13 protein-coding genes, 4 pseudogenes, 1 riboswitch and 1 other annotated feature are annotated in these 13,022 nt (G+C 66.5%); of the genes and pseudogenes, 13 read left to right on the top strand and 4 right to left on the bottom strand.

Annotated features, from left to right (window positions below):
- Positions 1-24: 24 nt before the first annotated feature.
- Positions 25-495 carry a hypothetical protein gene (locus tag KPL59_RS33215; RefSeq protein WP_226358241.1) on the bottom strand — a complete coding sequence of 157 codons (471 nt, stop codon included), beginning with the start codon at positions 493-495 and terminating at the stop codon, positions 25-27.
- Positions 482-2,206, bottom strand: a complete 1,725-nt coding sequence (locus KPL59_RS33220) for a cytochrome bc complex cytochrome b subunit (RefSeq protein ID WP_374111699.1) — start codon at positions 2,204-2,206, stop codon at positions 482-484. The genes KPL59_RS33215 and KPL59_RS33220 overlap by 14 nt, the downstream gene beginning before the upstream one ends.
- A gap of 377 nt (positions 2,207-2,583) precedes the next feature.
- Positions 2,584-2,684, bottom strand: a riboswitch (guanidine-I (ykkC/yxkD leader).
- 325 nt (positions 2,685-3,009) lie between these two features.
- On the opposite strand from KPL59_RS33220, the gene KPL59_RS33225 reads away from it, so the two are divergent.
- From KPL59_RS33225 to KPL59_RS33275, 11 genes and pseudogenes are all read left to right on the top strand, one after another.
- Positions 3,010-3,324 carry a multidrug efflux SMR transporter gene (locus tag KPL59_RS33225; RefSeq protein WP_226358239.1) on the top strand — a complete coding sequence of 105 codons (315 nt, stop codon included), beginning with the start codon at positions 3,010-3,012 and terminating at the stop codon, positions 3,322-3,324.
- On the top strand, positions 3,324-3,701 hold the full coding sequence (locus KPL59_RS33230) for a multidrug efflux SMR transporter (RefSeq protein ID WP_226358238.1): 378 nt from the start codon (positions 3,324-3,326) through the stop codon (positions 3,699-3,701). The genes KPL59_RS33225 and KPL59_RS33230 overlap by 1 nt, the downstream gene beginning before the upstream one ends.
- Positions 3,702-3,983: 282 nt before the next feature.
- Entirely contained in the window at positions 3,984-4,439 is a 456-nt protein-coding gene (locus tag KPL59_RS33235) for a transposase family protein (protein ID WP_226363192.1), read from the top strand.
- Positions 4,440-4,864: 425 nt separating this feature from the next.
- A complete protein-coding gene (locus tag KPL59_RS33240) occupies positions 4,865-5,155 on the top strand; it encodes a hypothetical protein (RefSeq protein WP_226358237.1) in 291 nt (96 codons plus the stop codon).
- Between the two features lie 141 nt (positions 5,156-5,296).
- Entirely contained in the window at positions 5,297-6,607 is a 1,311-nt protein-coding gene (locus tag KPL59_RS33245; protein WP_226363193.1) for a ParB/RepB/Spo0J family partition protein, read from the top strand.
- Positions 6,604-7,023, top strand: coding sequence for a hypothetical protein (locus KPL59_RS33250; RefSeq protein ID WP_226363194.1), 420 nt, complete (start codon positions 6,604-6,606; stop codon positions 7,021-7,023). The genes KPL59_RS33245 and KPL59_RS33250 overlap by 4 nt, the downstream gene beginning before the upstream one ends.
- Entirely contained in the window at positions 7,020-7,835 is an 816-nt protein-coding gene (locus KPL59_RS33255; RefSeq protein WP_226358235.1) for a ParA family protein, read from the top strand. The genes KPL59_RS33250 and KPL59_RS33255 overlap by 4 nt, the downstream gene beginning before the upstream one ends.
- A gap of 18 nt (positions 7,836-7,853) precedes the next feature.
- Positions 7,854-8,060 (top strand): annotated as a pseudogene (locus KPL59_RS33260) (IS3 family transposase); the annotation flags it as partial.
- Between the two features lie 401 nt (positions 8,061-8,461).
- Positions 8,462-9,226, top strand: coding sequence for a transposase (locus KPL59_RS33265; protein WP_226359656.1), 765 nt, complete (start codon positions 8,462-8,464; stop codon positions 9,224-9,226).
- Between the two features lie 77 nt (positions 9,227-9,303).
- A complete protein-coding gene (locus KPL59_RS33270; RefSeq protein WP_226363195.1) occupies positions 9,304-9,672 on the top strand; it encodes a hypothetical protein in 369 nt (122 codons plus the stop codon).
- A 219-nt stretch (positions 9,673-9,891) separates the two neighbouring features.
- The gene (locus KPL59_RS33275) at positions 9,892-10,335 is read left to right on the top strand and encodes a hypothetical protein (RefSeq protein ID WP_226358233.1); all 444 of its coding nucleotides are present in this window, start codon (positions 9,892-9,894) and stop codon (positions 10,333-10,335) included.
- A 264-nt stretch (positions 10,336-10,599) separates the two neighbouring features.
- On the opposite strand, the pseudogene KPL59_RS33280 reads toward KPL59_RS33275, so the two are convergent.
- Positions 10,600-10,926: pseudogene (locus KPL59_RS33280) on the bottom strand (transposase); the annotation flags it as partial.
- Positions 10,923-11,312, bottom strand: a pseudogene (locus tag KPL59_RS33285) (integrase core domain-containing protein); the annotation flags it as partial. The pseudogenes KPL59_RS33280 and KPL59_RS33285, both read right to left, overlap by 4 nt.
- 69 nt (positions 11,313-11,381) lie before the next feature.
- Here KPL59_RS33285 and KPL59_RS33290 point away from each other — a divergent pair.
- Both KPL59_RS33290 and KPL59_RS33295 read left to right on the top strand, forming a co-directional pair.
- Positions 11,382-12,646 (top strand): IS3 family transposase gene (locus KPL59_RS33290; RefSeq protein ID WP_226363196.1). Its coding sequence is split into 2 segments (ribosomal slippage): positions 11,382-11,733 and positions 11,733-12,646, totalling 1,266 coding nucleotides; the frame shifts between segments, so codons are not numbered across the junction.
- Positions 12,647-12,675: 29 nt separating this feature from the next.
- Positions 12,676-13,022, top strand: a pseudogene (locus tag KPL59_RS33295) (transposase); the annotation flags it as partial.
- Positions 12,888-13,001: a sequence feature (AL1L pseudoknot), on the top strand. It overlaps the preceding pseudogene by 114 nt.

The raw sequence follows: 13,022 nt of genomic DNA on the forward strand, positions 1-13,022 counted from the left end.
GGTACGGAGAAGTCTTGATTCCTATTAAGCGGTCGCGATGAATGATGTCGGCCTGGCGTCTGCCTTGACGCGCACGGCATAGTGTGCTCCATCGTGGAGCTCGAAAGGTAGCTCGTGGCGCGGCAGCGTTGCCCCGATCGTGATTGATGCGGCATGACAAGTTCCGAACAACGCAAGACTCCAAGAGCGGCCTTCCGCGGTAGAAAGTGTAAGCGGCGTTCCTCCTTGTTTTTCTGACCGAGTCACGATTAGGTGCCATTCGGACGTCGTCTCGTCGATTCGGCGAATTGTTGTGGCGAAAGTCAGGACGTCTCTCTGGCGGTTTACTCGGGCGTAGGCAAGGTCGGTGCCGAGTTCATCAGGGTCTAGGGTGAATGCGTCGCGCAGATGGAGCACCACGCGCGGGAAGTCCCGCAGAATCGTTTCGACATGGTTATGTTCTGTGACGCGGCGCCGCTCTTCTCGCCAGGCCCACACCAGGTCAAGCGTGCGCATCGCGGGGGCCGCCGTCGTCGAAGGGACGGCCGGCCGTTTCATCGGTTCCATGAGGGTCGGCGCGGCGGTCCGCGGTGACGTCGGCGTGCCGTTCTGACACGGCACGTTCTTGTTCACGTGCCTGCTCGCGGGCCCGGTCCAGCGCTGCGGTCTCGGCGGCCGGGTCGGGAGTGAACAGGGTCCCGGGTGTGGAGCGGCCTGCAGCTCCGAGCTCGTTCATCCGCTTCGGAACGGGGGCCCCCTGATACTCCAGCTTGACGGGATGGCTGTGCTCGTCGACCCCGGTGAGCGGCTGGTGCACTTCGATGTATGCCCCGTGTGGGAGTCGTTTGATGATACCGGTCTCCAGACCGTGTTCCAGTACAGCGCGGTCGGACTTCTGTAGACCCAGGCACCACCGGTAGGCGACCCAGTACACGATCGGCGGCACGATCAGCAGACCGATACGCCCGGCCCAGGTCGTTGCGTTGAGCGAGATGTGGAAGAACAGCGAGATCCAGTCGTTGAACCCGCAGAGGACCAGCCACAGGTAGAACGCGATCCCCATCGCCCCCAGGGCTGTGCGGACCGGGACGTCACGCGGGCGCTGGAGCAGGTTGTGATGCGCATCGTCACCGGTGAACCGCCGCTCGATCTTCGGGTAGGCCGATGCAAGCATGAACAGCACCGGCAGGAACGCTGCGGTAGGCAGGAATGCCGACGGGATCGTGTAGGTGTCAAACAAGTAGAACTCCCAGGGCGGGAAGATCCGCCCCATGCCCTCGGAGAACAGCATGTAGAAGTCCGGCTGCGAGCCAGCGGAGACATGCGAGGGATCGAAGGGCCCGAAGAACCAGATCCGGTTGATCTCGAACAGCCCGGAGACGATGATGAGGATGCCAGCGACAATGAAAAAGAACGCACCACCCTTAGCCGCGAACTGCGGCATGATCCGGACACCGACCACGTTGTTCTCCGTCCGGCCCACTCCGGGGAACTGGGTGTGCTTCTGATACCAGACAAGACCGAGGTGGACTGCAATCAGGGCGAGCAAGATCCCAGGAAGAATTAGGACGTGGATGATGTAGAGCCGCGGGATGATCTCGGTGCCCATGAAATCCCCGCCGAACAGCGCCCAGTGCATCCAGGTCCCCACGACCGGGACCGACAGGGTGATACCGGAAGCGATCCGCAAGCCGATCCCAGAAAGCAACTCGTCGGGCAGCGAGTAGCCACTGAAACCCGCAAAGGTAGCGATCAGGATTAGATTAACCCCGATCGCCCAGTTAGCCTCTCGAGGCTTACGGAACGCTCCAGTAAAGAACACCCGGAACATGTGACACATCATCGACGCCACAAACAACAGAGCGGACCAGTGGTGCAGCTGACGCATGAACAGCCCACCGCGCACCTCGAAGGTCAGCGCGAGTGCTGACTCGTAAGCCCGAGACATATGCACGCCGCGGAGCGGATTGTAGGGGCCGTTGTAGACGACCTCTCCCATCGAGGGATCGAAGAACAACGCCAGATAGACCCCCGAGAGAATGACGATGATGAAGCTGTAGAGCGCGATCTCGCCCAGCATGAACGACCAGTGGGTCGGGAAGACCTTGTTGAGCTGTTGACGCAGCCCCGCGGCTGGGCGATACCGCTGGTCGGCTTGTTCCAGGGCCTCAACGACCCGCTTCTTCATCTGCAGCCCCCCTGGACGAGGCCGTGAGGTTGGGCTCATGTCGCCGGGTTTCCTCCTCGGTGGTCCACCGGAAAAACGGACGGGCCGTGCGGTGTCGATGAGATGTCGTTCATGTCTGATGTCGATGACAGCTGGGCACTGCTCCTACTACATGAGTTTCTACTGTTCGACAGCCCTGGCGAAGCCGAGGGGGACAGCTCCCCGGTGCGGCGACGCTTCCAGCCGAGGTCCGGAAGGTCCGACAGGGTGGACGGCCCCTCTCGGGCCTGCTCAGGTGAGCAGCGGTCTCAGCGCCGCGCGGAGTAGGTCTGCTACCTCTATCGACGCTTCCTGTACCGGCGTCCGGCCCGGCGATCATCGCGTGACAGGGGAGTCCTCTCACCGAGCACCAGCGGAGCAACTGATGCCAACCAGTTGTCTCCCGGGCTTTTGTCCCGCCGTGAGGCGATTCGATAAACCGCCTACGTCTCTCAGACCAGACTCCTCCAAGGGGAACGGAACCCTAGACGCGCCCCCACCATAGCGGTGGATCGCCACAGACTATAGCCGGCTCGGTCGGAGCCCGTCGGGCGGGACCACCCGTGCGTGACCGCGGCTACAGCGACCCTCGCAGTAGTCGGGTCACGGCTCCGGCCGGAATCCAGCGCCTCGCATGGGCCAGGAGCCGGCAAACTCGGGCACCGCCAACAGTCACGGTCGCATGAATACGGTGGAGGCTTCGGTCACCACGGAGCGCTTACTCGACTCTGGCTTGCTATGTTGCAGCGTGAAGGTTGGAGAAGCCTTGCGGACGAGGTGAACCAGTACCCGCGCAGCGACAAGACTGGTTCAGGGAGTTCCTGGTGGCTTGGGGTATCTTGATCGCGTCCGGCGTCCTTGAGGCGGTATGGGCGACAGCACTGTCGTCCTCGGACGGATTTAAGCGTCGCAAACCGACGGTCGTCTTCGCCGTCGCGCTTGTGTTCAGCATGATCGGCCTTGCTGTGGCGATGCAGACCCTGCCCACCGGTACATCGTACGCGGTCTGGGTCGGCGTTGGCGCCGTGCTGACCGCCGGGTGGGCGATCTTCCGCGGCAAAGAGAAGGCCACACCGATGAAGGTGCTCCTGCTCGCCGGGCTGGTCGGCAGCGTCGTCGCGCTCAAGGTGGTGTCGTGATGAGCTGGATTGTCCTGGTCGTCAGCGCAGTGTTCGAGGCAGTCTGGGCGACCGCACTCGGACAGTCCGATGGATTCAGCAAGCCAGCCCCAACAGTAGTCTTCGTGATCTTCCTGACCCTGAGTATGATCGGGTTGGCGCTCGCGATGCGCCACATCCCGGTCAGCGTCGCGTACTCAGTCTGGATCGGGATCGGCGCCGTGCTCACCGTCGCCTACGCCATGTTGACTGGCGGCGAGCAGTTCACCACAGCCAAAGCCGTCGTGCTGACCATCCTGATCAGCTGCATCGTCGGTCTGAAATTCACCAAGGCCCCAACTCCGACGACGGAAGCGACGGCTGAGGCACCGTCGGCCGCCACCGAGCAACCGAAGTGACGACTTGGAGCTCGCGCGGATTGGTTACAGCTTGGCCGCGGCCGAGTGTCTGGGGCGAGGGCGGGCACGGGCCTGCCGATCATGAAGTTGTCTACGCTTCGTGATCGTCTGGAGGCCGCGTGCCCGTCCTGCCATCATGGCTGACCGAGCCGCTGTGGGACCAATTCGCCGCGCTGCTGCCCGCACGGGCCGAGTTCGATCGGTGAGGTCCGGCCGCTGCTGGCCGGGCGTGGTCACGCGGTGCCTGACCGGCCTGGAGTACGGCTGCGCACGCTGGCTGACGTGGTTGCCTACGCCGAGCATGAGGGAGTCGTCCTGCGGCTGGATGCGACCGAGACCCAGGTCAACCGACCCGCCGCGCACCGACCAGGCCGGCGGGCCTTCATCTCAGGGAAGAAGAACCTGAACACCATCAAGACCACGATCATCAGCGACGGTGCGGGACGCACCCTATGGACCGGGGCGCACCGGCCGGGACGCCAACACGACCAGACCGCGTTCGACACTGAGGGCATCGATGACCTCCTCGATCACTTCCCGCACGCCAGAGCGCTGGTCGACGCCGGTTATCGCGGACTCCGGAAGCGTCATCGGGGTCAGATCGTTGCTCCGCCCCCGAGTACTCGTTCCCGCAACACGGTCTCTGTCGTCACCGCCGATATCCGAGACCGGGCTCGGCAGCGTCACTCCTCCCAGCGGATCGCGGTCGAGCACGCGATCGCCGCACACAAGCAGTGACGCGGCCTGCGGCGCTGGACTCACCAGCGCGCACACCTGCCCGAGACCTACCGGGCGATCGCCGGTCTGGTCTCCGACCGCGACGCCATGCGATAGGCCCTCACCGAGCACCTCTGAGGCCAGCACATCCCAACCCCAATAGCGCATGAACTCGTAAGCCCTTGCGCGGCACACGGCTCGAACACCGTGGTCCTGTCCGGGCGCCCTGGCTGCTCTGCGGAGTGCCCCAGACCCCTCTGGAACGTACCGACGCCGCTGCCTGTGTCCTTCGCGGTCTCGGCATCGAGAACGAGCGGCTTCCCGGGGTGCCCCGGTTCTGCCTCCACGCACTGCTGCGCAGATAGTGGGATGCCGGCGCCTGCCCCGCCGCGGTACTGCACGCCATCGACCACCACCCCGACTGGCCCGACCACCACCGCGGAGACATGCTCCGCGGCGGCCGCGACCCGATCGCCATCCGCGGCGCACGACTGCGACCATGGACCGGGCGACTCGGCGAGCTGCCCGCCAGCCTCCTCGGACACCCGGGCAACTACGTCGCCGCCCGCTACGAACGCCAGCAGCGCCGCTCCCCCGTCGCCGTACAGCCCACCGACCGCACGCCGGTGGCGCCCGATCCCTCCAACCGCCGCAACGCCGCCCAGGCCGCAGCGCTCGCGTCCTTCGCCACCCACCAGGCCCGTACGAACCTGGGCAAGCCCAGTGCCGCGCACTGAACGCGACGCTGCTTCCAGCGGAAGCACCCATCAGACACGACAAATATATACAATCCATATATATTGGGATGACCGCGGCGCGTTGCAGTTCGAGCGCTCGCGGGAGGATGCACCCAACATCGAGGGGAAGCGGGACACCTCATGCCACCGAGGCGACAGCCAGGACTCACCGTCGGCGCAGCCGCACGGATCGGGCGCCGAGCATCCGGCGAGGGTGCTTCCAGCGGAAGCACCGCCACCGCCACCGCCACCGCGACCGCGGAGGCTCCGCAGGCCCGGGCGGGGATTCTCGGGGCCATCAGCGCAGCCGCCGAGCAGCCGCCGGCGCCGGGGGAGCGGATCGTCGACGTCGACGTCGCGCACCTCACTCCGCACCCCGACAACATCCGCGACAGCCTCGGCGACGTCACCGGCCTCGGTGAGTCCATCGCCGAGCGCGGCGTGCTGCAGCCCCTCGTCGTGGTGAGCCGGGCCGCCTTCACTGCCCAGCGGTCCGACGTCGAGCTGGACGTGGCCGTTCAGTACGTCATCGTTGCTGGGCACCGTCGCCACGCCGGCGCCGTCCACACCGGCGTTCCGACCGTGCCGGTCGTCGTGCGCGATGCGCTCGCCGGCGACGACGACGCCGTCCTGTCGATGATCGTCGAGAACGTGCAGCGCACCGACCTGAGTCCGATCGAGCAGGCCCGCGCCTTCGGGCGGCTGCGTGATCGCGGCTGGTCCGAGCGTCGCATCGCCAAGGAGACCGGGGTCAGTCCCGGCCAGGTGCACAAGCGGCTGCAGCTGTTGCGGCTGCCGGCCAAGCTCGCGGCCGCGCTCGTAGACGGAGAGCTGACCGTCACCGACGCGCTGCGGCTGCTGGAACTGCCCGACAGCGAGATCTCCTCGGCCTGGTCGCAGGCCAAGCGCGAGGAGTACCGCGGCATCAACGGCGTGGTCACGGCCCGCCTGGCCGCGCTCGCCGCCCGTGAACGCGGCGAGCAGCTGCGCACCGCACTCACTGCCGCCGGGCTTCGCCTCATCGACGACCCTGACGCCGAGTTCGGCAGCCGCCCCTGGAACCACCTGCTCCCGAGCGCGTACTCGGTGCCCGGCGCCGACCCGGCCGTGCGCGGCATCGCCAGCGGCGACGACGCCGTACCGCCGCCCGCCGACGTTCTCGCGCACGTCTACGCCCAGGGCGAGCGACTGCACCTGTCCTGGTACTCCACCCAGGCGCGGGAGGACGAGCCCCGCAGCGGTGGGGGGGAACCGTCGCGCCCGCCGAGCCGAGTGCTTCCAGCGGAAGCGGTTCCGCGGGTGCTTTCAGCGGAAGCCCCGACGCACCGGCGACCACGGTCGACCCCGCCGAGGCGCAGGAGCGCGCCCCTCTGCTGCGTGAACGTCAGGAACGTGCCGAGGTCGCCCGCGCTGCCAGCGAGGCCCGCGCCGCGGCGTGCGCCCGCATCGTGACCGGGCGACTGGACCCCGAGCTCGCCGTGGAGATCCTCGCCGACGCCGTGCTTGTCGACGTCGTTCTCGAGCCCTATGAGTACGCCGCGGTCGCCGCCGAGTTCTGCGGACAGCTCGTCGACGAAGACGTCGACGCCGGCGACGACCCCGTCTCGACGTGGCTGCACCGCCAGGCCACCGCCGGGCCGCTGGCTGCGCGCCGAGCCGCCGTGGCCGTCGCGCTCGCCGAGGTCGAGAACAGCCTCGGCTGGGCCGGCGGAGACGGCCGCGACTGGACCTCCCACGAGGCCCGGCACGTGCGGCGCCTGGCCGCGCACGGCGGCTACGAACTCACCTCCGACGACGAGCAGCGGCTCGCCGTCCTCACCATGAGTGCTTCCGCCGGAAGCACCCCCGCAGACGGAGCCACCTCATGACCGTGATTGCCGTTGGCAACCAGGCCGGCAGCGCCGGGAAGACTACCCTCGTGGTCAACGTCGGCGCGCGGCTGGCTCAGCTCGGCCACCGGGTGCGGGTCATCGACCTGGACGCGCAGGGCAACGCCTCCCACTGGCTCGGCCATCCCGAGCCCCTGCCCGACGACGCCGGCAACGTCGCCCCGGCCGGGCTCGGGACCTACGAGCTCCTCTTCGACGGCGCGGCGATCCTCGCCACGGAACGTCCCGTCGAGGAGCTCGACACGCTCACCGTGGTGCCCTCTCACCCGACACGGATGGAGGGCGCCGACGTCGAGCTGTCGAAAGTCCTCGGCGGCGAGCAGCGGCTGCGCATGGCGCTGCAGGCGGCCGTCGACGACGCCGACGTCGTGACCCTGCTCGACTGCCCGGGGTCGCTCGGCACGCTCACCGTGTCCGCGCTCGTCGCAGCCGACGTCGCGGTGACCGTGTTCGCGCCGGCCGAGAAGGAGGCTGGCGGCGTCGGGAAGTTCGAGGCCACCATCGAGACCGTCGCCAAGGCCTACAACCCTCAGCTGCGGCTCGTCGCGGCGGCACCGTCCATCGTGCCGTCGGCCGGCAGCTACTACCGCGACGTGCTCGACCAGGTTCGCAGCGCATGGGGCGGCATCGTCACCCCTGCCGTGCGCCGCTCCGTCCGGGTCCCTGAGGCCTACAGCGCGCAGATGCCGCTGTGCCTCTACGGCCCCGACGAGCCCGTCACCGCCGACGTGGCCGCCGTCGTCGAACACCTGCAGACCGCCGGCGTCGTCGGTCTCGGCGCCGCCCGGTGAACCAACCCCGCCCGCGCCGCCGCGGTGGAGTCCTGGCACGCCCTGCTGCAGAACAACGTCCTGGACCGGCACCGCTGGCACACCCGCGACCAGCTCCACGACGCGATCATCTTCTGGATCGAACGCACCTACAACCGCCGACGCCGACAACGCGGCCTCGGCAAACTCACCCCCGTCGAGTACGAACTCACCTTCACCACCCAGACCACCACCCCCGCACCATGATCACCACTTAACCACTGTCAACCAACACTGCAGCAAACCCCATCAGGTCGCTACTGCAATCCCGACAGAACCGGACCACCGCGCCGGCCGCGGCCTCCGCCACCGCGCGACCACCAGCTGGGACACACCGCGAGTGACACACCGACGCATCAAGCGACGTCCGCCACCCCCACCCGAGTGGGCATCCCCGACATCTCGACTGCGCTGCGCGACAACCGCACGTCGACCGGGTGGTGGTGTGTGGTCTGCAGTTTCCCAGCCTGGAGCCTCTCGTTACAGCTAGAGGCTTATTCAGGCCCCGTGAAATAACGATCTAGCCCGGCGTGTCGGGTTGGGCGACAGCCCGTCCATCGCGAATATTGGTTTGCCGAATCAATCCGAGATGAACGGGCTGCCGCAGTATGTACTATACCACTGGTTTCCGGCGTGATGAAATTCAGGATCTTGTCGCTATAGTGTATGAGCAGGATCAGCGGGACGCGACGGAGGCACGTTTGTCTTGGCCGCCGGTTCTGGGGTTGTTCTGGTCGGTGGTGATCACGTTGGCGTATCTGCGCGGGAATCGTGTGCAGTGGGAGTTGGCGGAAACCTATGGGGTGTCGCAGTCGACGGTTAGTCGAGCGATCACGGGGGTGACACCGTTGCTGGCACAGGCGCTGCGGAGTGTCGTTCCGACGGCAGAGGAGCTTCGTGCCGATCGGCAGTACATCATCGATGGAACCTTGCTGCCCTGCTGGTCATGGGCCGCGGTGCCGGGTCTGTGGTCGGGCAAGCATCGCACCACCGGCGTCGTCGTCCAGGTCGCAGCCACCCTGGAAGGGCAGCTGTCGTGGATCTCCGACCCGACCCCAGGCTCCCGACACGACCTATATTGCCTCGACCAATCCGGCGCCCTCGACCACCTCGCCACATACCCCCCGATCGGCGATAAAGGATACATCGGGCGCGGCATGCTCACCCCGTTCAAAAAACCACCCGGCCGGGAACTTCTCAACTGGCAAAAAACATTCAACAAGAGCCTCAACCACACACGCGCCACCATCGAACGAGTCATCGCCCATATCAAAACGTGGAAAGTTCTCCACACAGACTACCGGCGGCCCTACGCCACATTTAAAACGACAATCTCGGCAGTCATCGGACTCATCTTCTACACACTTACCTGACGGAGCCTGAATAAGCCTCCTAGTACGGGCTCCCCCCTTCATATTCGAGTACCAGCACTATCTGGAGGACATGCGTGATGTGGAAGAAGACCGGGATCGTGGTGGCCGCCTCAGCGGCATCGCTGATGGCGCTCTCGCCGGTGGCGATGGCTCACACCAGCGGTGACCACGGCGACCACGGAATCGACAAGAGCTCGAAGGGGCTGATCTCGGGCCTGAACGGCAACAACATCAACGTGCCGATCCAGGTCTGCAACAACAACATCCCCGTCAACCTCATCGGCGCCCAGGTCCCCATCGAAGACCTCGGCCTGGGCAACGGGCTCACCGGCGCGCTGGGGATCCTCGGCTCTGGCACCGCGAAGTCCGGACACTCGGTCACCGACCAGTCCGACACCTGCGCCCAGACCGGCGCCGCCGGCGACGCCGCCATCAGCGGCAAGTAACACCCCGCGCCGCTTCGCTGGCGGGAGCCTTCACTCACCACGCCAGCTGAGCACGCGCCCCTGTTCGCTGCCAACGAGCAGAGACCAGGGCGCGTACACCGAGAGAGCCCCGGCCTCAAGGGACCACGGCACTGTCGCACAGGATGCCCACAACCCTCGGGGTGCGGGGCCTCTCCCGCATCCTGAGGCCTCTACACCGGGCGCCACTACACTGCCTTGGTGTCTGACATGTCCGACCCGATGGGCCCCGACGACATCCTGGTCATCACCACCCAGGACTTCACCATCCGCAGCGACAAAGACCTCTACCAGGCCTCCTACGCCCTGATGAGCTACTTCTCCGGGCTCTGCCGACAAGGCCGGATCGCCGACGCCTACGCCGGACCCACCCAACCGCCAGCCACCGACGGTCACGACCCCGACGACCTCGACGGCGAGCACCTCACCATCCGGATCGAAGTCATCGCCGACAGCATCGACCACGGCATCACCACCGCCCTCGAGACCATGCACCGCGGCTTCACCACCCTCGGACGAACACTGCCCGACCAATACAGCCCCGACGAAATCCAAGTGCTGACCATCGCCATCGGCGGCGACGACCTGACCATCACCCACCTCGACCGCACTGCGGCTTACTGCCGGGTCGGCCTCACCTCCTGAAACTGGAGTCATTCTAGAAAAATCCGGGTGGTTCCGGGGTGCTTTGCTGCGCTGTAGTGCGTTGCGGCAGTCCAGAATTTCTGGAGGCGTGTCGATGTCTGATCGGTTCGATGGGCTCGAGCAGATACGCGACACGGTCTTGGTGCAATGCGGGCCGAGTGAAGCCTGAGCGGCACTGGAACTCGCGGCCCGATCCGGAGCTGGTGTGGTAGTGACCACCCAGCAGCGACGGGGGATCTGGCAAGCTGGTACTCAGAGGTCGTTTCAGAATGACTTCGTGAGTCCCCGGTGGCAGATCAGGGCGCAGGCGAGGTGGAGCAGGCCGAGGTGGATGTCGGCTCGGCGTTCGTAGCGGGTCCGGAGTCGTTTGAAGGCGTGGAGCCAGGCGAAGCCGCGTTCGATGACCCAGCGGTGTTTCCCGAGGCCGGAGCCGTGGCCTCGTCGTCGTCGGGCCAAGTGTGGTCGGATGCTGAGTGCGCGGAGGCGGCGGCGGTGTGGCTGGGAGTCATAGCCCCGGTCTCCGTAGAGCGTCCCGGGGCGGTGGCGGGGCTGGCCACGACGACCCCGGATCGGCGGGATCGCCTTCACTAGCTGTACTGACCACAGACGTTGGTTAACCGGCTGATCGGTGGTCGTCGTCCGATGGCGGTGTGGGGCCGGTGATGGTTGTACTCGTGGAGCCAGTTTGGGAGGGCGTCGCGCCGCTGGGACTCGCCGGTGTAGTGCCGGGCGTAGGCCCACCGGTCGGCCAGGGTGCGGTGGAATCGTTCGATCTTGCCATTGGTCTGCGGCCGGTAGGGCCTTGTGTGTTTCGGGGTGATGCCCAGGTCGTGGCAGGTGTCGCGCCAGAGCCGGGAACGGTAGGCCGAGCTGTTGTCCGACAGGACCCGGGACACGGTGACCCCGCGATCGGTGAACCACGTAGTCGCCCGCGAGAGCACAGCAGCCGCGGTAGCGGCGGTCTCGTCATCGTGGATGGGGCTTGACCCCGGATCTTGGACACGCTGAATCCAGCACTGCTGGGGAAGCGAGATGATCCAGCGATCATGGCCAGGAAGAGTTTCACCGACGAGTTCCGTCGGCAGGCTGTTGATCTGTATGAGTCCATCCCGGGTGCCACGGTCCGTGGTATCGCCGACGACCTGGGTATCGCGCGGGGCACGTTGCGGGACTGGCTCACGATCCACGGCACGGGGAACAAGACCGCAGCTGATGGCAGTAGCTGCCCCAGCCCGGTACAGACCATGCGCACCACGCCGGGGTCGGGCTTGGACGGGGAGGAACCACCGGGGCAGAAGATCGCCCGTCTCGAGGCTCGGGTCCGTGAACTCGAGATCAGCGAGAAGAAGCTGACTGCCGAGCGGGAGATCCTGCAGCGGGCGGCCAAGTATTTCGCGGGGGAGACGCGCTGGTGACCCGCTTCCAGTCCGTCGCTGACCACCGGCACACCTTCGAGGTGAAGCGGTTGTGCGAGCTCGTGCACGTCTCGAGGTCGTCGTTCTACGCCTGGTTGGCGGCCGCTCCGGCCCGGGCGCGTCGGGCCGCCCGTGATGCGGTGTTGGTGGCGCGGATCCGGACGATCCATGACGCCGAGAACACCATCGGTGCACCGCGGGCCACGACCGAGCTCAACGACGGCGCCGCAGCCGGGGACAGGGTCAACCACAAACGCGTCGCGCGGGTGATGCGTGCGGCCGGGATCGCCGGCTACCGCAGCCGGCGCCGGGTGCACACCACGATCGTCGAGCAGTCCCGGCAGACGGTGCCCGACCTGCTCAGGCGGGATTTCACCGCCCCAGCACCGAACCAGGTCTACGTCGGTGACATCACCTACCTGCCCCTCGCAGGCGGGACGAACCTGTATCTGGCCACGGTGATCGACTGCTGCTCCCGCAAACTCGCCGGCTGGGCCCTCGCTGATCACATGCGCACCGACCTGGTCAGCGACGCACTCCACGCCGCGGAACGGGCCCGTGGGTCGCTACGCGGGGCGGTCTTCCACAGCGACCACGGAGCGGTCTACACCTCGAGTGCCTACGCCGAACTCTGCGACCGGCTCGGAGTGACCCGTTCCATGGACGCGGTCGGATCGTCGGCGGACAACGCCCTGGCCGAGTCGTTCAACGCCACCGTCAAACGCGAGGTCCTCCAGGACAGCACCTGCTGGCCCGACGCGGCCACCTGCCGACGGCAGGTCTTCAGGTGGCTGACCCGCTACAACACCCGACGACGACACTCCTACTGCCGGCACCTGTCCCCGAACACCTACGAACAGACACTCCCGGCTACCGTCACAGCCACAGCCGCGTAATCCGACACCGTGTCCAAGATCCGGGATCAAGGCCCGAGCTCGGCACGACGCGGGGGACGATCGCGCGAGTCGCGGACCAGATCGGTTGCGGGGTGGAGTCGCTACGGACCTGGGTCAAGCAGGCCGATATCGACGAGGGTGTCGAACCGGGTGTGACCACGGCCGAGGTGACGCGGATCCGTGAGCTTGAGCAGGAGAACCGTGAGTTGCGGCGGGCGAATGACCTGTTGAAGCGGGCCTCGGCTTTTTTCGCGGCGGAGCTCGACCGTCCCTTGAAGTGATCGTCGCGGTCGTCGACGACAACCGCGACGAGTTCGGAGTCGAGTTCATCTGCACGCACATGCAGGTGGCTCCGAGCAGCTACTACGCGGCGAGA

The organism is Pseudonocardia sp. ICBG1142 (genome assembly GCF_020496255.1).
GTDB lineage: Bacteria > Actinomycetota > Actinomycetes > Mycobacteriales > Pseudonocardiaceae > Pseudonocardia.

Excerpts from the sequence above, each read along its gene's own strand:
- KPL59_RS33215 (WP_226358241.1), bottom strand. The coding sequence starts at position 495 with ATGCGCACGCTTGACCTGGTGTGGGCCTGGCGAGAAGAGCGGCGCCGC.
- KPL59_RS33265 (WP_226359656.1), top strand. The coding sequence starts at position 8,462 with ATGTACTATACCACTGGTTTCCGGCGTGATGAAATTCAGGATCTTGTC.
- KPL59_RS33270 (WP_226363195.1), top strand. The coding sequence starts at position 9,304 with ATGTGGAAGAAGACCGGGATCGTGGTGGCCGCCTCAGCGGCATCGCTG.
- KPL59_RS33255 (WP_226358235.1), top strand. The coding sequence starts at position 7,020 with ATGACCGTGATTGCCGTTGGCAACCAGGCCGGCAGCGCCGGGAAGACT.
- KPL59_RS33230 (WP_226358238.1), top strand. The coding sequence starts at position 3,324 with ATGAGCTGGATTGTCCTGGTCGTCAGCGCAGTGTTCGAGGCAGTCTGG.
- KPL59_RS33240 (WP_226358237.1), top strand. The coding sequence starts at position 4,865 with ATGCTCCGCGGCGGCCGCGACCCGATCGCCATCCGCGGCGCACGACTG.
- KPL59_RS33245 (WP_226363193.1), top strand. The coding sequence starts at position 5,297 with ATGCCACCGAGGCGACAGCCAGGACTCACCGTCGGCGCAGCCGCACGG.
- KPL59_RS33220 (WP_374111699.1), bottom strand. The coding sequence starts at position 2,206 with ATGAGCCCAACCTCACGGCCTCGTCCAGGGGGGCTGCAGATGAAGAAG.